The 20,176-nt window shown below is 42.5% G+C and carries 18 protein-coding genes and 1 tRNA gene; 6 read left to right on the top strand and 13 right to left on the bottom strand.

Translation table 11 applies throughout. From position 1 onward, the window contains the following. Positions 1–9 precede the first annotated feature (9 nt). Positions 10–546: a SixA phosphatase family protein gene (locus B158_RS0107530; RefSeq protein WP_018624758.1), complete on the bottom strand. Its 537-nt coding sequence runs from the start codon at positions 544–546 to the stop codon at positions 10–12. 162 nt (positions 547–708) lie between these two features. On the opposite strand from B158_RS0107530, the gene B158_RS0107525 reads away from it, so the two are divergent. Further along, the gene (locus tag B158_RS0107525; protein WP_018624757.1) at positions 709–1,233 is read left to right on the top strand and encodes a TIGR00645 family protein; all 525 of its coding nucleotides are present in this window, start codon (positions 709–711) and stop codon (positions 1,231–1,233) included. 46 nt (positions 1,234–1,279) lie between these two features. On the opposite strand, the gene B158_RS0107520 is transcribed toward B158_RS0107525, so the two are convergent. The 4 genes from B158_RS0107520 to B158_RS0107505 all read right to left on the bottom strand — a co-directional run bounded on the left by B158_RS0107520 (position 1,280) and on the right by B158_RS0107505 (position 5,022). Beyond that, on the bottom strand, positions 1,280–1,618 hold the full coding sequence (locus B158_RS0107520) for a YegP family protein (protein ID WP_018624756.1): 339 nt from the start codon (positions 1,616–1,618) through the stop codon (positions 1,280–1,282). Between the two features lie 125 nt (positions 1,619–1,743). Continuing rightward, positions 1,744–2,337 (bottom strand): carboxymuconolactone decarboxylase family protein, encoded by a 594-nt coding sequence (locus B158_RS0107515; RefSeq protein ID WP_018624755.1) that lies wholly within the window; start codon positions 2,335–2,337, stop codon positions 1,744–1,746. A gap of 31 nt (positions 2,338–2,368) precedes the next feature. Next, complete coding sequence (gene msrA, locus B158_RS0107510; RefSeq protein WP_018624754.1) at positions 2,369–2,935, bottom strand: peptide-methionine (S)-S-oxide reductase MsrA; 567 nt, start codon at positions 2,933–2,935, stop codon at positions 2,369–2,371. 131 nt (positions 2,936–3,066) lie between these two features. Then, complete coding sequence (locus tag B158_RS0107505; protein WP_018624753.1) at positions 3,067–5,022, bottom strand: M1 family metallopeptidase; 1,956 nt, start codon at positions 5,020–5,022, stop codon at positions 3,067–3,069. Positions 5,023–5,389: 367 nt separating this feature from the next. On the opposite strand from B158_RS0107505, the gene B158_RS0107495 reads away from it, so the two are divergent. Both B158_RS0107495 and B158_RS0107490 read left to right on the top strand, forming a co-directional pair. Beyond that, complete coding sequence (locus B158_RS0107495) at positions 5,390–6,208, top strand: cyanophycinase (protein WP_018624751.1); 819 nt, start codon at positions 5,390–5,392, stop codon at positions 6,206–6,208. Between the two features lie 55 nt (positions 6,209–6,263). Beyond that, positions 6,264–6,845 (top strand): hypothetical protein, encoded by a 582-nt coding sequence (locus tag B158_RS0107490; RefSeq protein WP_018624750.1) that lies wholly within the window; start codon positions 6,264–6,266, stop codon positions 6,843–6,845. A gap of 59 nt (positions 6,846–6,904) precedes the next feature. On the opposite strand, the gene gltX is transcribed toward B158_RS0107490, so the two are convergent. Further along, positions 6,905–8,323 (bottom strand): glutamate--tRNA ligase, encoded by a 1,419-nt coding sequence (gene gltX, locus B158_RS0107485; protein ID WP_018624749.1) that lies wholly within the window; start codon positions 8,321–8,323, stop codon positions 6,905–6,907. A gap of 220 nt (positions 8,324–8,543) precedes the next feature. Here gltX and B158_RS0107480 point away from each other — a divergent pair. The 3 genes from B158_RS0107480 to B158_RS0107470 all read left to right on the top strand — a co-directional run bounded on the left by B158_RS0107480 (position 8,544) and on the right by B158_RS0107470 (position 11,037). Beyond that, positions 8,544–8,619, top strand: a tRNA-Val gene (locus B158_RS0107480). Between the two features lie 238 nt (positions 8,620–8,857). Then, the gene (locus B158_RS0107475) at positions 8,858–10,249 is read left to right on the top strand and encodes an FAD-binding oxidoreductase (RefSeq protein ID WP_018624748.1); all 1,392 of its coding nucleotides are present in this window, start codon (positions 8,858–8,860) and stop codon (positions 10,247–10,249) included. After that, positions 10,249–11,037: a hypothetical protein gene (locus tag B158_RS0107470; RefSeq protein ID WP_018624747.1), complete on the top strand. Its 789-nt coding sequence runs from the start codon at positions 10,249–10,251 to the stop codon at positions 11,035–11,037. The genes B158_RS0107475 and B158_RS0107470 overlap by 1 nt, the downstream gene beginning before the upstream one ends. Positions 11,038–11,074: 37 nt before the next feature. Here the strand turns inward: B158_RS0107470 and B158_RS0107465 are convergent, their stop codons facing one another. From B158_RS0107465 to accD, 7 genes are all read right to left on the bottom strand, one after another. Next, a complete protein-coding gene (locus tag B158_RS0107465; protein WP_018624746.1) occupies positions 11,075–14,350 on the bottom strand; it encodes a ligand-binding sensor domain-containing diguanylate cyclase in 3,276 nt (1,091 codons plus the stop codon). A 73-nt stretch (positions 14,351–14,423) separates the two neighbouring features. Next, positions 14,424–14,984, bottom strand: coding sequence for a lysophospholipid acyltransferase family protein (locus tag B158_RS0107460; RefSeq protein WP_018624745.1), 561 nt, complete (start codon positions 14,982–14,984; stop codon positions 14,424–14,426). A gap of 9 nt (positions 14,985–14,993) precedes the next feature. Next, positions 14,994–16,514, bottom strand: a complete 1,521-nt coding sequence (purF, locus tag B158_RS0107455; protein ID WP_018624744.1) for an amidophosphoribosyltransferase — start codon at positions 16,512–16,514, stop codon at positions 14,994–14,996. Position 16,515: 1 nt separating this feature from the next. Then, positions 16,516–17,040 (bottom strand): CvpA family protein, encoded by a 525-nt coding sequence (locus B158_RS0107450; protein WP_018624743.1) that lies wholly within the window; start codon positions 17,038–17,040, stop codon positions 16,516–16,518. Positions 17,041–17,102: 62 nt separating this feature from the next. Beyond that, a complete protein-coding gene (locus B158_RS0107445) occupies positions 17,103–17,939 on the bottom strand; it encodes an SPOR domain-containing protein (protein WP_018624742.1) in 837 nt (278 codons plus the stop codon). A gap of 3 nt (positions 17,940–17,942) precedes the next feature. Further along, positions 17,943–19,259: a bifunctional tetrahydrofolate synthase/dihydrofolate synthase gene (gene folC, locus B158_RS12965; RefSeq protein WP_018624741.1), complete on the bottom strand. Its 1,317-nt coding sequence runs from the start codon at positions 19,257–19,259 to the stop codon at positions 17,943–17,945. A 17-nt stretch (positions 19,260–19,276) separates the two neighbouring features. Next, a complete protein-coding gene (gene accD, locus B158_RS0107435; protein WP_026309302.1) occupies positions 19,277–20,143 on the bottom strand; it encodes an acetyl-CoA carboxylase, carboxyltransferase subunit beta in 867 nt (288 codons plus the stop codon). Positions 20,144–20,176 lie beyond the last annotated feature (33 nt).

Genomic DNA, 20,176 nt, shown 5'->3' with positions numbered 1-20,176 from the left:
TTATACCTTTTATTTAAACAGTGCTTTTGGCGTCAACAACCAATCGAGACGTCCTTTACTAAAATTGATTTGGTTCCATTGTTCGGCGCGAAAAGATAGTCTAGCTACACTGGCCGTCGGAAACTTTACATTAGCCCCCATTGCCAGCTCCGCAATCAGTGATGAACACATCGGCTCATGGGCGACAACCATCAGTTTACTCACTGAGCCAGTTTGATTTTGAATAAGCTCTATTGCTTCCTGAACACTCGCCAAATACAGCTCACGACAATAGATTACATCCGATTGCCAATTTCCACTCTTCATTGCCAGCGCCAACGTTTCCTTAGTACGCACGGATGAAGAGCACAAAATAAGCTCTGGAACTTGTTTAACTCTGGCCAGGTGCTTCCCCATATTTTCTGCAGCGATACGCCCTCTTTCTGCTAACGGCCTTTCATGATCACTACCAAATCTCGCCTCCCAGTCTGACTTTCCATGCCTGAATAAATAAAGTTTTTTACTGGAGCATTCTTCGCCTTCAAAATCACCTTGTTGTGCAGCCATGATTATTAATCCATAAAGTTAATTAAGGCTTGATTATCATAACGCCAAATAACAACGGAATGACAGAATTGATACAACTCGATTAAAGTCACACTTTTGTATGCAGTTTTGCCGGGATTCCATTAGAATAAGCAAAAATCAATAAAACCATACGGGGATTAAATGAAAAATATTGAGCGTGGTTTTGAAAAAGCATTATTTGGTAGCCGTTGGATTCTGGCACCATTTTTTGTCGGGTTAATTATTTCTATCTTTATTTTGTTCGGTAGCTTTGCCAAAGAGTTATGGCATCTTGTTACGCATTTTGGTGAACTCGGAGAAATTGCAACGATACTGGGCATTCTCGCCCTGGTTGATATGACGTTACTGGCTAACTTGTTAATAATTATTATCTTCAGTGGCTATGAGAGTTTTGTTTCAAAAATTGACGTTGCGGATCATGAAGATAGACCTGGCTGGATGGGAAAAGTTGGCTTCTCAACATTAAAAGTTAAACTCATCAGCTCTATCGTAGCGATTTCAGGTATTGATTTACTAAGAACCTACATGCAGCTAGATAAGATGCCAGAAGCCATCGAAACAGATGTTGTTTTATGGAAACTGCTTATCCATGGCACCTTTGTTATTTCTGGATTGTTATTTGCAATAATGGATTACCTGACGACTAAGTCCGAAGGGAGTCACTAAACAAAAAAGCCCTCAATCGAGGGCTTTTGCTTATGACTTAAGTGTCTTAAGCCGCAGCTTCAGTTTCTATCTTTGCATCTTGTGCATTTTTTGCAACTGATACAATGCCGTTATTGCGCCCACTTTCAGACTTATACATCTGGCTCTTACCAATCTGCTGACCATTAGTAGCATTTAACGTGAAATAAAAACGTCCATCTTTTGCAGTTTCTTTTGAAAACCTATCTGCATTTAGGGAGTTTTTACGAACCGATTCAATACCATTTTCACAAGCGGCCTGGGAACTGTAGCCCTGACTTTGAAGGATAGTTTCACCATTACCGGCTTTTAGCACGAAATATAGCTTCCCATCTTTTCCTTTTGATATTACAAATTTACCTGCCATAAGATCCACCTTATTCTTAGTTGTGTATTGATAAGAGCTGCTTACAAATCAATCAGCTGATAACAATAATCCTCCATTTGTAAACTGACGGCAAGTCATAGCTCACAAATTTAACATTATAGTCATTAACTGGTGTGTTTGCCTCCAGTCCAACCGCCCTTGGCCAACACTCTTTCACCCATCTGCTTGGGCGGCTCCTCCAAATCAGTGGCCATCGAGTCATTCCAGCGATTTAAAAAGCCGTAGAGGCAAACTGCACCGAGAATTTCCACAATTTGATTCTCTGACCAATGCGTTTTCATACGCACCATCAATTCTTCATCAACTGCATTTGGCACTGAGCCAGCTGCCATGGCATAGTCTAGTGCTACGCGCTCAGCATCTGAGTACAATGGGCTTGTTTGATAATCCCAGATAGCATCAAGCTTTTCCTGCGACACTCCATGGATATTTGCAGCTATTAATGAATGCGCTTCGCAATACTGACAACCAGCAGCACGGCTCGCGAAATGAGCAATAAGACGTTTAAAGCCAAGATCAACTTCACCTTCTGGATCCATAACCGCCTTAGTTAAAACACCAAAAGCTTCTACCATCTTAGGTCTACGCTGCATGGTTAGTAAGCTATTAGGCACAAACCCCAATATTTCCTCGAAAATTTTAAAATCTTTTGCAAGTTGCGGATGAGTTTCAGCTGGAAGTGGTTTCAGGTGTGCCATAAGTAACTCCTATATAGTCTATATTTATAATTTATGATGATTGATCATTTATGAAGCAAACGCCAGTTCCGCCATGCCCACAGTAACCGCCTGGATTCTTGGATAGATATTGCTGATGGTATTCTTCGGCTAAGTAGTATTCAGTCATCGGAACTATTTCAGTTGTAATACTCGAATAACCATTGTCGCTGAGCAGCTTTTGATATTCACTCTTGCTGACAAGCGCAGTTTCGCTTTGTTCCTGAGAGTGAGTAAAGATAACTGAACGGTATTGAGTTCCAATGTCATTACCCTGACGCATGCCCTGAGTTGGATCATGGTTTTCCCAAAAGAGCTTTAGCAAGTCTTTATAAGATATTTTTTGTGGGTCATAAATGACCTGGAGTGCTTCTGCATGACCAGTAAACCCGCTACATACCTGCTCATAGGTTGGATTCTTATAGTCAGAGCCAGCATAGCCAACACTTGTCATGACAACACCTGGTTGTTGCCAAAAAAGCTTCTCAGCTCCCCAAAAGCAGCCCATAGCAAATGTTGCTATATCCAATCCTGGTTTCGCTTTGGTGGTAATTGGTGTATTAAAAACATGATGCTGCATTTCGAACTCCTGACAACAATAATCAATTAGATTAACACTTCCATCAGATGTTACAAATATTCAATACTTATATGCGAAAACAAAAAAGGCTTTCCGAAGAAAGCCCTTTTTGCAAAAACAAACTATGGAGTTTATTTTACAACTTCATCAAGAGTAGCCTGAGCTAAAGGATGATAGCCGGGACGTGCCACTTTATAGACACGTTTAGCAAACTCTGTGCCCTGTTCTGTTTCCATTAATTGCTTGTACAGTGGGACGATCAATTTGCGACGTCCGATACTGATGAGGTAATCCTGAAGGCGTGGCATTACCACATCATATCCAGCCTTAAGCGACAATAATAACCATGCGTGAGCAATTTCGTTATTGGTTGACTCTGTCAGTTTAAACTTCGCATCCAAAGCCATCATGTCATCCTGAGGCAAACCAGCAGGTAAGTTGTTGATAAAGTGCAACCACTCGTGAACCGTCCATTCCTCTGTGCCAAGCTGATCCAGAGTGATTTCTCCTGACAGCAACTGCTTAGTTTTAGCATCAACAACTTCAAAGGCATCAGATGTTGGGTTTGGCATCATCTCAGGAAGCATGGGCTCATGAATCCAGGTGTGGATTTGCTCGTCAGTTACGACTCCCGGGTGCTTATCTAATAGATTTTCTTTTAAATAAGTTTCAAACTGCTGGGTAGTGATACTTTGGAATGCAAAGTGATCAAAATAATTAACCAAAAATGCATCAAATACTTCACGACCAAATTTTTCTTCTAACCACACCAGGAACATTTGACCTTTAGTATATGGCACGGTAGAGAAAGCATCATCAGGATCGGCACCTTTTAAATCAACATTCAAAACGGTGTATTCAGTTGGTAGATCCTGAACAGCCTGGCGTAAATCCTGAACGGATAATGACTGCTCCATCAAAGCGCGCTCACGTCCAAAAAGCTCTTCCATAATGCGATTCTCAACATAGGAAGTGAAACCTTCGTTTAACCAGAAATCATGCCAATTGGCGTTGGTAACAAGATTACCTGACCAAGAGTGAGCAAGCTCATGCGCAATTAAGCTAACCAGACTTTTGTCACCAGCAATTACGGTAGGAGTAATAAATGATAGACGAGGATTTTCCATACCGCCATAAGGGAAAGCAGGCGGTAAAATCAATAAATCATAACGCCCCCAACGATATGGACCATACAGCTCCTCGGTAACTTTGACCATTTCTTCGGTATCATCGAACTCGGCAACAGTTGCGTCTAAGATTGCAGGTTCTGCATAAACACCGGTTCTATCGCTCATAGCCTTAAACTTAAGATCACCAACGCCAATCGCAATCAGATATGTTGGTATTGCCTGAGGCATTTCAAAATGATACTCACCATCAAGTGCTGTGTCTGGCTCGTTGAAAGCACTCATAACCGCCAACAATTCTTTTGGAGTACGAATCGTTGCGTTATAGGTTATGCGAACAGCAGGACTGTCCTGTACAGGAACAAAGCTACGTGCATGAATTGCTTGGGCCTGACTGTACATGAAAGGATGTTTCTTACCGTCAGTCTGCTCAGGAGTTAACCACTGAAGGCCACTGGCCTGAGGTTGGGTGGCATAGTGCACACGCACCTTGTTAACGCCCTCTTCTAGCTTGATCGTCAACTTGGAACCCATGACCTCGTCTTTCTCAGCCAGCTCAAACTCACCAGCAATCCACTGGTCATTTTTATTGAGTTCAACTTTGGAAACATCGATATCACGTGTATCCAGAATTAATTCACTTACATTATCCTTCAAGCGGTCAAAACTGAGATCAACAAAGCCTTTCAGAGACTTTTCTTCAAAATCTACAGTTAAATCCAAATCCAGATGCTTAAGATCAACTTCATGTAGATTTCCATAAGTATGATCGTCTATAGGATTATGTTTCTTGCGAACTACTGTTTCGGCTTTAGATACTTCCACTTCGTTGGTAACAACTTCAGAAGTAGCAGCTTCTGCATTTTGCTGCTTTTCGCTAGCCTCTTTTGACTCCTGCTGACAACCGGCAAGGGCTGCAACAACTGCCAGAGAATAAATAATATGTTGGTGTTTTTTCATTCTGATGTCCCATGAATTTGAAAGTCTGACATTTAAGCAACAATCAATTTAACTGTAAAGGTTAAAGACGGATGGTGCTATTGACGCTGATTTAATGGCAGTGCTAATGTAGCTAAGGTCAATAGACTAAGGTGGGACTTTCAGGATCAATAAGTTACCAACCTCTGCATAAGGTTTGGCATATAAGTTAATGATTTCAATAATAGATTCAAATCCAATTACCATTAACTCTGCCACATTTTTTAACAAGATTTAGTGCTATGCTCAGTCCAACATAACAGAGGTCAGTTCCAGCAATGCTGGCAACAAAACCCGCAGGTATTCGTTGGCCCGGAGCCAGTAAGCACCATTTTTTAAGGACTCACTCATGCCATCACAAGGTAGCGGTAAGTTTGAACGTGGTTACATTATCCCGATCGGCGGATGCTTAAACTCAGTCAGTGACAGAGTTGCCGAAAAAATGCGCAGTCTATGTCTGACCGCAAAAGCTAAAGCTTTAATTTTAAACGTCAGCGAAGACCCGCAAGAAACAACGCTTGGGGAAATCTTACTCAATAATGGCTTTGTCGAGTGTGAAACACACAATGTACAAAGTCGTCAGGACGCTTCCAGTCCAATGACCCTACAGCACCTTGCAGGTGTTGATTTGGTTGTTATTATTGGGGAACGTCCGCTTCAGATTTCAACCCTGATTGGAGGTACCGCTTTAGCTAAACAGCTGCGCAAACTTAATGCCGATGGGACTCACGTAGCTGGTTTGTTTGGTGCAGCAGCTCTTCTCAGCGAGCATATGATTGCTGGCGGTGATGAAGCTAATATACCTAGGCAGTCAGGCGTTACTATGGCACCTGGACTCGGACTGACTAATCGCTTTATGGTGGATTATCATTTTAAACAGCAAGGACGTCTCGGCAGGCTTTTAACAGCTTTGTCTTATAACCCATTTACCATCGGGGTAGGAATTGATGATGGTACGGCTTTGTTTATAAGCCCAAAAGATGAGTTGCAAGTTTATGGAGGTGGAGCAGCTACCTTAATTGACCCATGCAATTTGCAATACTCGTCTATGGGGTCTGCGGGGAGCGGTGATCCGATTTCCCTGTTTGGCCTGCAGATGCACATTCTAGCCGAAGGAGCACGGTTTAGTGTTGGTGAGCGTGATGCGTACGACGAACACTGGGCCTGATTGTTTCTTAAGGTTTCGTAAGTAACATAGTTAAACAACAAGTGGGTATTTATCGATGACAAAACATCTAGCCAAATCATTAACTCTTGCGCTTTCTGCACTTCTATTTGTTGCCTGTAAACCAGCAACAGTTGCACAGCCAGAGGATGCGCCTAGCAAACCCGTGGCAACAACAAAATCCGTTAATATTGGTGCCAGCAACTATATGACAATGCCTGGCCACTGGAGCATGAAACCATCCATTATGCCAAAAGGCTTCGTCAGCTATACTATTAAAGATAAAAACCTTCACATGGTGATCAGTGGTTATGCAGCTGAACGCTCCAGTTTTAACCATGATAAAAGCCGCAAAGACTTAAAGAACGTCACTTTACTTTATCGCGCTGGCGCGGCTGATAAAGAACAGAAATACTTATCGTTAGACGATAATCATAAAGTCGGTGGTTATACTCACTATACCTGTCGAACTGCAAAAAAATGTTATCAGGTTTTCCCTCTTTCACACTGGCAGTCAGTTATTGCTTCTGACTTCTACGTTGGCGGTATGAAATATACTATTACTGCGGGTGTTGACGACCTCAATGGTACTCATGCCAAGCAAATCCTGGCAGCTATCAAAAGTATCGAGTCAAAGTAAGCTAAGTATTGGGCATAAAAAAACCTGCGGAAGCAGGTTTTTTTATGCGTTTCAGAATATCAGGCTTGAGCCTCACGCTCAGCAATTAAGGTCAGTGCTTTATCAATACGTTTAATCACGCGTTCCTTTCCTATCCACTCAAGAGTAATACCCAAGTCAGGTGACATGCCTGCGCCAGTTACCGCCACACGTAACGGCATCCCTACTTTACCCATACCTATTTCTAGCTCTTCAGCTGTAGCGCTGACCAGGCCATGCAATGCCTCTGCTGTCCACTCACTCGCCTGCTCCAACTTTCCTTTCACAGCCTCTAATGGCTCTTTAGCAACAGGGCGCAAATGTTTCTTTGCTGCGCCAGCATCAAACTCTTCAAAGTCATGGTAAAAATAACGAACCGCGGAAGCTAACTCTTTAAGCGTTTTTACTCGCTCTGCCATTTCAGGAATCAACAATTTAATATCTGGACCGTTGCTCACATCTACACCTTGCTGATCCAGGTGCCACTGCAAATGCTTTAGAACTTCTTCTGCTGGCAACTCTTTCATGTAGTGTTGGTTTAACCAATTTAACTTATCCGTATTGAAAGCAGAAGGAGCACGATTGACGTCTGATAGTTCAAAAAACTCAATCATCTCATCAACCGAGAACACTTCCTGATCACCATGCGACCAGCCTAAGCGAACCAGGTAATTCAACAACGCCTGCGGCAAATAGCCATCGTCACGATACTGCATGACACTGACAGCGCCATGACGCTTAGATAGACGTTTACCATCATCGCCTAAGATCATTGGCACGTGTGCATATAAAGGAACATCTCTACCGAGTGCCTTAATCATGTTGATTTGACGAGGTGTATTATTGACGTGATCATCACCACGAATCACGTGAGTAATCTCCATGTCCAAATCATCAACAACCACAGTGAAATTATAAGTTGGAGTGCCATCGGTTCGGGCAATGATCAGGTCATCGATTTCGCTATTGTTTACTGAAATTCGGCCTTTAATTAAATCATCGAATACCACCGCACCCTCTTTCGGGTTTTTGAAGCGGATAACATGGGGTTTTGACAAATCCTGATCGGATTCGCTTAAGCCACGACAATGGCCGTCATAACCAATATTCTGCTTATTGGCCTGCTGTTCTTCACGCAGAGCATCAAGCCGCTCTTTTGAGCAATAACAACGATACGCCTGCCCATTGGCTAACATTTCATCAATGACTTCTTTATAGCGGTCAAAACGCTTGGTCTGATAATAAGGACCTTCGTCATGCTCTAAGTGCAACCACTCCATACCATCAAGAATTGCCTGTACAGACTCATCAGTTGAGCGTTCACGGTCAGTATCTTCGATTCGTAATACAAAAGTACCCTGGTGCTTTTTGGCATACAGCCAGCAGTAAAGTGCTGTACGAGCACCGCCAACGTGCAAATATCCTGTGGGACTTGGAGCAAAACGTGTTTTTACAGTCATATTCGGTCTTTTAATGGTTGTGAAGTAAAAGTGCCGCTATTCTAGCAAGAGGCCTTCCTTTACAAAACCACTTTCAGAGATTAGTTACCCAGTGAATTCACTCAATAACGGTCATAACTTAATCAAAATTAAGATTTTTTGAGGTTTTCGTTAAAAAGTTATTGACCTAACCGATAACCACTTTATAATGCGCCCCGTTCTTAGCGAACAGATGGAATTTGGGTGGTTAGCTCAGTTGGGAGAGCATCGCCCTTACAAGGCGAGGGTCACTGGTTCGAGCCCAGTACCACCCACCAATTTCCGTCCCCCTTATGATATCTATGTATCATATGATGTATTGATAAGATTATTTTAAGCTTCTGCCAGTCAGAAGCTTTTTTTTTGCCTATTACCACTTGCCCACTTAAATAGACACAAGCTGGCTTAAGAAAGCACTCTTTTTTAGCATCAAAGGCCTATGCGGATTCCTTTTAGTGGTCAGCTCTGGCACAATATGCGCCTATTTGCAAAACCAATCAGCCCAATAAATTGCTCATGTCTTCAGATACTTACATCAGCCAATTAAAGACCCTACTTGATGATGACTGCCTGCTTACCGATCAGGAATCGCTTAACCATTACGGTAAGGACTGGACCAATATCAAGCAGCCCGCACCACTAGCAATTGCGCTTCCAAAGACCACCGAGCAGGTGCAAGAAATTGTTTTATGGGCGAATGAAAATCAGGTAGCAGTTGTTCCTTCTGGTGGGCGAACAGGTCTAAGTGGCGGTGCTGTTGCCGCAAATGGCGAGTTGGTTATCGCTTTGGATAAGATGAACAAGATCACCGGCTTTAATGCTGGCAGTCAACAAATCCACTGTCAGGCCGGGGCAATCACTCAACAAATTCAGCAGTATGCAAATGAGCATGAGCTGTATTACCCGGTGGATTTTGCTTCTAGCGGTTCTAGCCAGATTGGTGGCAATATTGCTACTAATGCTGGCGGCATAAAAGTTATTCGCTATGGTCTAACCCGCGACTGGGTTCAGGGTTTAACAGTGGTAACTGGAAAAGGCGACATTCTGGAGCTCAACAAAGGCTTAATTAAAAATGCCACCGGTTATGATCTTCGTCATCTGTTCATAGGCAGTGAAGGTACGCTTGGCATTATTACCGAAGCAACTTTGAAGCTAACTCGTAAACCAGCCAATTTAACAGTACTGTTACTGGCTATTCCTAACCTCGATTGTTTAATGCCGATCCTTCAAAGGTTCCAGAAAGCGCTAGACCTGACCGCGTTTGAGTTCTTTTCGGACGAAGCTCTTGAAAAAGTCATGGCGCATCATAATCTGGCCTGCCCTGTTGAACAAAGAGCGCCTTATTATTGCCTATTAGAATTTGATGCCCACAGTGAAGAAGTCATGAATGATGCATTATCTGAATTTGAAAATGGTCTGAATGATGAATTAATTCTCGATGGTGTCATGAGCCAGAGCCAGCAACAGGTTGAAGAACTGTGGAAATACCGGGAGTTTATATCTGAAACGATTTCCGGCCGTAAACCTTATAAGAATGATATTTCTGTGACCCCTGAAAAAATCACTGACTTCTTAACTGGCGTTAATGATATTGTTGCTCAGGACTACCCTGACTTTGAAGTCATCTGGTTTGGACATATCGGTGATGGCAATCTACACCTGAATATTCTGGCTCCGGAAAATATGCCATATCAAGAATTCACGCAAGCCTGTGAACAAGTAAACCCAAAAATTTTCAGCCTGCTCCAAGAAATGGGGGGAAGCATCTCCGCCGAGCACGGTGTGGGAATCTTAAAGAAACCTTATTTGAGTTACACGCGCAGTGAGACGGAAATTGCGTATCTGAAATCCATCAAGCACGCCTTTGACCCTAACGGTATTATGAATCCAGGCAAGGTTATTGATTGATGTTACTAGCTCTTAGCCTTATCGCACTCTTACTCGGCCCTTTTCTGGTTGGGCTATTCCCATACAATCGTAGACTTGATAACTTCCTCTTTGCCTTTGTTTTAGTGTCCGTGGGTGGATTATTACTAATAGATGTTTTACCAGCCATTTGGGAACACATTGGCTACGCATTAATTCCAATGGTGTTGCTTGGCTTTTTTGGACCGGGCCTAATCGAAATCACTTTTAGGCGGGCTGCAGATAAGGCTCATAGTCTCGCGATTTTCCTGGGCATTACAGGATTGATGATTCATGCAATGCTGGATGGCGCTGCTATCGTAACTAATGACACTAATCCAATGTTAGCCTACGCCGTAATTTTACATAGAATTGTTGTCGGTTTGAGCATCTGGTGGATCGTGCAACCGCAATGGGGAAACTTTAGAACATGGCTGGTTTTTGGATTTATGTTTATGGCAACAGTTATTGGCTATTATGCTGGCGAGCAACAGCTAACTGGCCTACATAACAATGTTATTGATTATTTTCAGGCCTTTATTTCAGGAACTTTGCTGCATGTAATTATTCATAGACCGCATGTTGATGACCATGGCCATATCCACCATCATGACCATTCCGTACCGGTCTCTGTTATCCATGAAGGCACCCATGAAGTTCACAAACATGAGGGAGAATCCGAAGCCCCCCACTCCCATGGATTCGTTATAAAACATAAAGGCTATTTTGCAGTCGGTGTGCTATTTGCTACTGTTTTATTGTTTGTTTTGCACTTAATACATCAGCACTAAGCAAGTCTGTTCTAAAGAACTTTCTACAAACAATCGTTTAAAGCCAGAGCAGCTTCTTAGACTTTGGAATAGAAGACACATAGTCGAGCTGGCCACTGACAATTAAAGCAGGTAAATCAGAAGCTAACTTAGCATCTAACTCTGAGCTACGGGTAAACTGGTTTGCAAAAATTCCTATCCAGGCATTTCGACTGTTTTTCTTTGCTACTGCTAAGGCTTTCTCTACCACGTAAATAATCTGCTCCCAGGTCAGCGGCTTTTCTATATTATCTGTGAACGGGAATCGGGTAAAACCGATACTACAGGTCACATCAATAGTACTGCCGTTGCCCAAATCAAACTTCCTTGAAGCAACAATGTTGCGGATCTTCTCTGCGAGTAACATCTGTTCACGCTTTTCAATGCCGCGACTTAAAATAACCAAGGTTGCACCCTGCCAACGAACCAGAGTATCTGTGCCATAGCAAATTGTTCTGAGGCAGTCTGCAAGCTGTTTAATCACTTCATTACCGCATAACTGACCGTATTGCTGATTGATAGTAGCCAGGTTATCAACATCAACCGCAAACACGCCCAGATAAACACCCTGCAGTTCAGTCTTGTCGCGCCAGGTAGATAAGATTGAGTCCAGCTCCTGCTGAATACTGGCTTTTAGATAACTTCGCGTCCTAAAACCTGTAAGTTGGTCGTCTACTGCAGACTGCTCAAGTTTGGATGATAAAAGCTCTACCTGGTAACGCTGCTCTGATAATGAGTACTGAAGGTCTTCCACACGATAGAGCAAAGACTTCTTATCTTTTAGTAGCATCTGACTTTTAGATTCGGACTCTTTAAGAAGCCGCTCTTTTAGGCGCAATGCTTTTTTAATGCTTCGATAAATATAGAAGAAGACAGCAAAAACAAATAATGACAATGCTACAAAGTACAACGCAAAACCTTTTGAGCTGCGCCAGAAACCTTTTATTACAGCAATTTTTAGCTGAGACTCTTTGCTGCTCCAGTCCCCATCTTCATAACGCACCTGTATTCGAATGTTGAAACTTTCCTGTTCTACAGAATGCAGTCGGATCAACCTTGAATTGCCAAGATGTATCCAATCATCAGTTAAGCCTTCTACCTTGTACCGAAACTCTAAGTTATTAGCATTAATATAGTTAAACACAGTGAACTTGATGTCTGTAATTTCACCATATTGAATGCTTGATTTGTATTGACTGTTATTCTGAGTATTGGTTAAAGGTTGTCTTTCATGGTTCTGAATAACTTCAGTGATTTTTATCGGCTGATGTTCCTTATCAATAACGATGTCTTCAGGCTTGAAGTAACTGATACCATTTAAACCACCAAAGTATAGATAGCCTTCATTATCGGCGTATTGAGCATTGGCGAAAAACTCACTGTATTGCAAACCATCAGCGTAGGTATAGTTAATTGGGCGTCCTTTGTCAGGATGGAACTTAACTAGACCATTCGCGGTTGAAACCCATAGGTTGCCAAATTCATCCGATAAAATAGAACAAATAAAGTCATTGATGAAACCATCACTCACAGTAATTCTCTGGAAGTAGACTTCGCCATTGACGTTATAACGAACTCGATTAAGCCCAGTAACGGTACCAATCCATAAAACCCCCAACAAGTCTTCATAAATCACATTAATATCAGAACTGGAGAGTGTTTCAGGATCGTTGGGGTTACTCATGTAATACTGAAGATCAAAGGTCAATGGGCTGAAACGTATCAATCCTCTTGATCCTCCCAGCCAGATATAACCTTGCAAATCTTCATACATGGTGTAAACACCATATTTTGACTGGATAAAACTGGTCGGCAATTTATCGGTCATATTTTCGATAATCAGGTCTTTAGCAGAAAGCTCTTCCCCAACAGCTTTGTCTAAAGTCACTTTAAAGAAGCCCTGCTGCCCTCCTAACCATATATGTCCATTACGCCCCTCAATGATAGTTGCCAGATCAGTTAGTTTTACCGGTTGGCCATTGGTATCCGCCAGACTCTTCAGAGACAAAAAGTTTTCACTGCCGTAGGGTCTAATAAAAAGACTGGTGCCCGTTAACATCCAGAGGTTTCTGCTGTTGTCTTCAAGCATATCAGCAACATAACCAGTGGTAACTGGCCCATCTTTAGTTGGCAGTGAAGAATAATGGTTTAATTCGGTATAAGATTCATCGTAGCGGTAAACTCCCGATGACTCGGTACCGACCCATAATCGGCCACGATAATCTTTTAAAATTGAAGTTGTGATATTGTCACGGCTAAACTGCGAAACTTCTGACTTTTGTAGTAAGTGGATAAACTGCTCACGGGAATCCCAGTAATTGACACCTAACCCAGTACCAAGCCAGATAAGCCCATCAAATCCCCTCATTAGGGACATCGTATAGTCACTGGCAATGGAGTGTTTATCGCTAAAGTTGGCGTGATATTCACGAATGGTCTTTTTTGCCGTGTTATCCCAGTACTTTAAGCCAGTTATGGTAGCAAGCCAGAAACCATTTCCGTCAGGCAGTAAAGACTCAATCTCAACCAGAGAGCCAGTCTTTGAGTCAAAAACATCGAAATGCTCAAACACTTCACTGCTCATGTTAAAACGCGAGAAACCAGTCCCTCTGGAAAAATAAATATGCTCCGGAAACTCAGGGAAAACAAAGAAATTCTCGAAGGTCTCAATGTTAGAAGCACAAAACTGTTTACGTTGAGAGCCACCAAAATCAACCTGCAATATACAGTCATCTTTAATGAAATATATCAGTTGATCGATAACCGTCATTTTCTTCAACTGCTTGCCTTCAATAAAATCGGTCAAGCGTTGATTCTGATTGACTGTTTTGTTTGTAATATCAATGGTGGCAAAATAATCCGAGCCTAACACAGAGAGTGTTTTATCTGTATTTAGAGAAATTGACCAAACCTCTTTGGGGACACTAGGTGCATCTGCACTTTCCACCATCAGGTTTTGTAATGAATCAGTCCAGTGGGTCACTTTTAAAGAGCGAACATCAATGCTATCCAAACCTTGTGGCGTCAGAACCCATAAGGTTCTGTTACCATCAAATAAGAGGTTGCTGATTGTTGGGGAATTTATGGTTTCAGAGTTTGTAGGGGAATGGCGGAAAACAGTGTTTTCAAATCCGTCAAAGCGATTTAGGCCATCCTGAGTACCGATCCAGGTATAGCCAAGACTATCCTGAGCAAGACTTAAAACAGTACTTTGACTTAAACCATTTTCAATGTTGTATGTGTGGAATCGAATTCTCTGCAGGTTGGTTTTGGCATGAGCCAACTCTGTGAACAAAAAAAGGAAAGTTAATAGAAAACCAAATATGCAGGCAAAAGAATTTCGCGGCCTGGTCAGGCCGGTGATGAAATTAAGATTTTTCCTCGAATCGTATATCACTCGCTAACTCTGGTTTTATCCCTGCTTTATCTTTATAAAATGCTCTTATCACATCAAGATCTTGTTCTTGATTACCACTTGGTCGTAGCATATCCCCAATACCGATTTCTTTGGTCTTTGAGTTCAGAAAGGCCATGACAATCGGAACTTCTGCTTTAAGTGCAATATGATAAAAACCACTCTTCCAATAAGGTTTATAACTTCTTGTACCTTCAGGAGCAAGAGCAAATTGAATTTGATCTCTTTGTCGAATGATCTGAGCAACCTGATCAACGACTTTATTGGCTGAGGAGCGTTCTACCGGGATACCACCAAACATCCTAAAGAACCAACCAAAAGGTGGTTTAAATAAAGTGTGCTTTCCTAAAAAGGCTACTTTCATTTTGAAGCAGAATCGCACCATCAGCATCAAAACAAAATCCCAGTTAGATGTATGTGGTGCAAATATCACCACATACTTTTTTTCATCCGGTAATTGGCCAACAAGCTTCCAGCCAAATAACCGAAGTAGCCCTTTCATGATAAAGCGCATAATGCCTCTCTATTGATTATGAAGATCCATAACCATCGCAGCATCCTCTACATCCTCGATGTCCTTACTCTTTTTGGCTGAATCATTTCTTAGCTGCTGTAACTTATCAAGATAAGTCGAATCAATATCACCTGTGATATATTCGCCAGTAAATACAGATAAGTCAAAGTGCTTAATTGAAGGGTTACCCTCTCGAACCGCTTCAACCATACCTTCGATATCCAGATAGATCATCTTGTCGGCACCGATTACTTTTCCGACCTCTTCTTCTGTACGGCCATGGGCCACCAACTCACTCGCAGCAGGCATATCGATACCGTATACATTAGGATAGCGAACAGGTGGTGCAGCAGACGCGAAATAAACCTTTTTAGCACCAGCTTCGCGAGCCATTTCGATGATTTGTTCAGAAGTCGTACCACGAACAATAGAATCATCTACCAGCAATACATTCTTATCACGGAACTCTAACTCAATAGCATTGAGTTTCTGACGAACGCTCTTTTTTCGCAACTGCTGGCCTGGCATGATAAAAGTACGACCGATATAACGGTTTTTGATAAAACCATGGCGCATTTTAACATTCAACTCATGAGCTAATTGTACTGCAGAAGTTAAGGATGTATCTGGAATCGGAATGACCACGTCAATATCATGATCAGGCCATTCGCGAAGAATTTTTTCTGCCAGCTTTTCACCCATACGTAAGCGGGCTTTATAAACTGAAACATTATCAATCATTGAATCTGGGCGGGCTAAATATACATGCTCAAAAATACAAGGCGTTAACTCACTGTTCTCAAAGCATTGTTTCTCATGCAAGGTTCCATCTTCAGAGATAAAAACCGCATGACCAGCTCCAATATCATCAATCAATTCGTAACCAAGCGCATCCAAAGCTACAGACTCGGAAGCAACCATATATTCTATGCCATTCTCAGTTTCGCGCTTGCCGTAAACGGCAGGTCGAATACCATGTGGGTCGCGGAAGCACAATAAACCATGGCCATTAATCAGTGCGACAGCGGCATAAGCTCCCTTGCAGCGCTTAAAGACATTACCAACTGCATCAAAGATATCATCTGGGCTCAATTGATTTTTATCTTTTAACTGCAGTTCATGAGCCAGAACATTCAACAGGACTTCAGAGTCAGAGTTAGTGTTCAGATGTCGGCGATCAGTTGAAAACAATTCTTCTTTCAACTGATCAGAGTTCGTTAAGTTACCATTATGTGCCAGGGTAATACCATAAGGAGAATTGACATAAAGTGGTTGTGCTTCAGCGCTGGTGGAACTACCCGCTGTTGGATAACGGACATGACCAATGCCAGTGTTCCCGGTTAAACGACGCATGTGGCGTGTATGAAACACATCACGAACCAAACCGTTATCCTTGCGAAGGTAAAGACGACCGTTATCGGTAGTCACAATACCGGCAGCATCCTGGCCACGATGTTGTAAAACAGTTAATGCATCATAGATGCTTTGGTTAACAGGACTTTTACCTACGATTCCAACAATACCACACATATTACTTCTGCTCGTCTATTTCGGTTGGTGGCTCAGCGCCCTCTTTCAACTGAGGGACAACTTCACCAAGTTGCTCATAAAACCATTCGGCGACCATCTCCATTTGAGGCAGCAAACTGGATTGCCCCCACCACTCGTCCTCTGGCACCGGGGTAAACTGCTTCAACCCCAGTACAATTAATGCCACTATTAACACACCTCTGAGGGCACCAAAAATCATACCCAGTAATCGATCGGTTCCGCTTAAACCCGCTGCATCAACCATTCTGCCAACCATATAATTGATAATACCAGCGATCACCAGAGTTACCACAAATAGTGACAACCAGGCTACTCCAAGACGGATGCTGTTAGTATCAATATGATTGACTAGAAGTTCGGCAAGCGGCTCATAAAAGCCTTTGGCGACAAAGAATGCTGCAATCCAACCCGCTAAAGACATGGCTTCACGAACGAAACCACGAAGTAAGCTAATTAAAGCTGAAATGCCAATAATGGCAAGGATAACCCAATCGACCCAAATCATTAAGGAGGCTAATGTGTTGTGTTGGCGGCTATTTTAACAGAGCTGGCAGTCAGGTGAAATGATTAATGTTGCTTTGGGTCAAACTCAATCACTTTGACCTTTGCGCCAACCAGCTTTTCCAACGCAGATGTGCGACCTTCTGCTTCACCTTTTACCGGATAAGGTCCGACGTAAACTCTTGCAAAAGAGTCTCCAACTCTTTGATAAGCTCTATAGCCCTCATCTCTCAACTGCCCCACTAGTCGAGTGGCATTGTCTTTATTGGAAAAAGAGCCTATTTGAATGAGCCAGGCTGAATCAGAAAAAGCTAATTCGGTTTCATCCGTTGAGTCGCTAGCTTTGGCAGCCGTTTCAACATCAGCATTTTGCTGAGTCTGTTTGCTTGAAATGTCCTCTGATGGCTTTGACTCAGTCTTTGTCTCAGGTTTAGCGTCAGTTTTAATAACTGTATCTACATTAGGTTGTGATTCGTCCTTAGTTGGATCATTATTTTCATTTGCAGGCTCAGTCCTGGCGCTGTCGACTGAACTATCTATACTGGATAATTCTTCCTTTGCCGGCTCCTGCTTTTCAGATGTTTGCTGTGAAGCCTGTGTTACAGGGACTTGCTTATTAGCTGAATCAGTAACAGATGACAGTTTATTTTCTTCATTATCATCAAGATTGATGACTAATGGGCCTTTCTCAACAGGGCCATCCAGTTGCGACTCAGGCTGCTGGTTAGGACTAGAGTTTTCTATATCTTTATATTGAGACTTATGCTCACTTGGTACTTCTGGAATCTGTGACTCAATTTGAGAACGGTATTTCTCACTATCGAGAATCATAGGCAGAAAAAAAACTGCCAACGCCAGAATGACTGATGCACCAACCAAACGATATTTTAATTTTTCATCCACAGCTTAAGCCTCATTTTGCTTGCGGGTTGCCAGCTTATTCTGTAACTCAAGCCAAGACTCGAGCATCAGACTCACAGTCACAAAAGAGCCAAAAACAACCAACGCTTCATTCTGTTGTTGATGTTGCCAATATTCGTCAAAGGCATCAACTAGGAAATGGTAAGATTTTGCGTCTGTTCGTGCAAATTCAGGTAATTTTGCCAGCAGTTCCTCACCTTTAGCACCTCGTGGCCCAGGAAGGTCAATGCAATACCAATTATCGACTTCAGTACATTGTGATAAGCAACTGGCAATATCCTTATCTTTTAACATACCGCAAATTGCACTGACTTTATCCACTCCACGGCCCTTTAGTTGTTGCAGTTTGCTATTCAATACCTTAGCTGAGTCGGGATTATGAGCAACATCGACAATAATGGCTGGCTCTTTTGATAAATATTGAAAGCGACCAGGGAATTGTAATTTATGGAATGCGTTGGCAACTGCTTTTTCTGAAATCTTAGTAGAGTAAAGTAGAACAAAAGCTTCTAATGCTCCAGCCAGATTAGTGACCAGTAAATCATTATTGGCCAAACCGTTAAATGAAAGGTTTTGCCCTTTAACCTTAGTCTCAAAACTCCAGCACTGGCCAGTTTCTGTGTAATGATAATCTTTCTGTGCCAGGCAGCTATTTGCATTTCTTATTTCAGCTTCTGGTAACAAAAGCTCTGTCGTCTGAGGATCTGCGATGATTGCTGGCCTTCTAGCTCGCATGATACCGGCTTTTTCGTGAGCCACCTTCTCCAGAGTATCACCTAGCCATGCAACATGATCCAGGCCAATGGAGGTAATAACCGCGACATCGGGGTCAATAATATTGACGGCATCCATGCGCCCACCTAACCCCACTTCAAGCACTATCAACTCAAGCGGCTGGCTTTTAAACAACCAGAATGCGACCAATGTGGTAAATTCGAAGTAGGTTAGAGGAACATCGCCCTGGTATTTAGCAATATATTTAAATGCCTCCACCAGCATCTGATCAGAAACAGGCTGTCCATCAAATTTAATTCGTTCGTTAAACTTTAAGAGGTGGGGAGAAGTATAACTGGCAACAGATAAACCATGCTCAATTGCCAGTGACTCAACAGCAGCTACCACTGTTCCTTTGCCATTAGTGCCAGCTACAGTGATAACCGGGGCGCTGAGCTTATCTAAGCCTAACTTGTTTGCGACACTCTGAATTCGTGCAAGTCCAAGCTCTATCTGATGAACAGGATGAGCCTGTTCTAGCCAGGCTATCCATTCATCTAAAGTCTCAAAATCAGGAGAGGCACTCACTGCACGTCTTGAATGTTTCAGGCAGCGGGTTTAGAAAGGTTTAATAGTTTTGCAGCAAGGCGTGAAACGGTGTCACGCATTTCACGGCGGTCTACAATCATGTCAATCGCTCCATGCTCTAACCAGAACTCGCTCAAGCGGAAGCCTTCAGGTAGCTTTTCACGAATGGTTTGCTCAATTACGCGCTGACCGGCAAAGCCGATTAATGCCTTTGGCTCAGCAATTTGAATATCACCAAGCATAGCAAGACTTGCAGTAACACCACCCATGGTTGGGTCAGTTAATACTGAGATATAGGGAAGTTTAGCTTCGGAAAGTTTGGCCAAAGCGGCGCTGGTTTTAGCCATTTGCATAAGGGAAACCAACGCTTCCTGCATACGTGCACCACCGCTGGCGGAAAAACAAACAAGTGCTGAGCGCGTTTCAATCGCAGCATTAACAGCTCGGACAAATTTTTCACCCACGACTGAGCCCATAGAACCACCCATGTACTCAAAGTTAAATGCACATGCTACAACTGGAATATCGTTTACAGATCCTTTAAAAGCAATCAATGCATCATTTTCATTCGTCTTTTTCTGGGCAGCAGTTATGCGATCTTTATATTTCTTTGAATCGCGGAATTTAAGCATATCAACCGGCTTCATGTTAGCACCGATTTCTTTACGATTAGCTTCATCCATAAACAGTTCTAAGCGAGTTCTCGCTTTAATACGCATGTGATTGTCACACTTAGGACAGACCTGCTGACTGCGCTCCAGTTCAGCATAATAAAGTACACTTTCACACGCAGAACATTTGCTCCAAACACCTTCAGGAATGGATTTCTTTTTTTGCGAACCCTCAGGGTTGCGCTTAGGTAATAATCGCTCTAACCAACTCATATTTTCAATTTTCATTAGTGGCTTAATAAATTG

This window comes from Kangiella aquimarina DSM 16071 (assembly GCF_000374105.1).
GTDB classification, from domain to species: domain Bacteria; phylum Pseudomonadota; class Gammaproteobacteria; order Enterobacterales; family Kangiellaceae; genus Kangiella; species Kangiella aquimarina.
The sequence above is the reverse complement of the archived record's forward strand: the minus strand, read 5'-3'. Positions and strand labels throughout refer to the sequence as shown.

Coding starts and splice junctions, on each gene's coding strand:
- gltX (WP_018624749.1), bottom strand. CDS start 8,323: ATGACTGTAAAAACACGTTTTGCTCCAAGTCCCACAGGATATTTGCAC.
- B158_RS0107475 (WP_018624748.1), top strand. CDS start 8,858: ATGTCTTCAGATACTTACATCAGCCAATTAAAGACCCTACTTGATGAT.
- B158_RS0107490 (WP_018624750.1), top strand. CDS start 6,264: ATGACAAAACATCTAGCCAAATCATTAACTCTTGCGCTTTCTGCACTT.
- B158_RS0107520 (WP_018624756.1), bottom strand. CDS start 1,618: ATGGCAGGTAAATTTGTAATATCAAAAGGAAAAGATGGGAAGCTATAT.
- B158_RS0107470 (WP_018624747.1), top strand. CDS start 10,249: ATGTTACTAGCTCTTAGCCTTATCGCACTCTTACTCGGCCCTTTTCTG.
- msrA (WP_018624754.1), bottom strand. CDS start 2,935: ATGCAGCATCATGTTTTTAATACACCAATTACCACCAAAGCGAAACCA.
- B158_RS0107460 (WP_018624745.1), bottom strand. CDS start 14,984: ATGCGCTTTATCATGAAAGGGCTACTTCGGTTATTTGGCTGGAAGCTT.
- B158_RS0107505 (WP_018624753.1), bottom strand. CDS start 5,022: ATGAAAAAACACCAACATATTATTTATTCTCTGGCAGTTGTTGCAGCC.
- purF (WP_018624744.1), bottom strand. CDS start 16,514: ATGTGTGGTATTGTTGGAATCGTAGGTAAAAGTCCTGTTAACCAAAGC.
- B158_RS0107530 (WP_018624758.1), bottom strand. CDS start 546: ATGGCTGCACAACAAGGTGATTTTGAAGGCGAAGAATGCTCCAGTAAA.
- accD (WP_026309302.1), bottom strand. CDS start 20,143: ATGAGTTGGTTAGAGCGATTATTACCTAAGCGCAACCCTGAGGGTTCG.
- B158_RS0107495 (WP_018624751.1), top strand. CDS start 5,390: ATGCCATCACAAGGTAGCGGTAAGTTTGAACGTGGTTACATTATCCCG.
- B158_RS0107525 (WP_018624757.1), top strand. CDS start 709: ATGAAAAATATTGAGCGTGGTTTTGAAAAAGCATTATTTGGTAGCCGT.
- B158_RS0107515 (WP_018624755.1), bottom strand. CDS start 2,337: ATGGCACACCTGAAACCACTTCCAGCTGAAACTCATCCGCAACTTGCA.
- B158_RS0107450 (WP_018624743.1), bottom strand. CDS start 17,040: ATGATTTGGGTCGATTGGGTTATCCTTGCCATTATTGGCATTTCAGCT.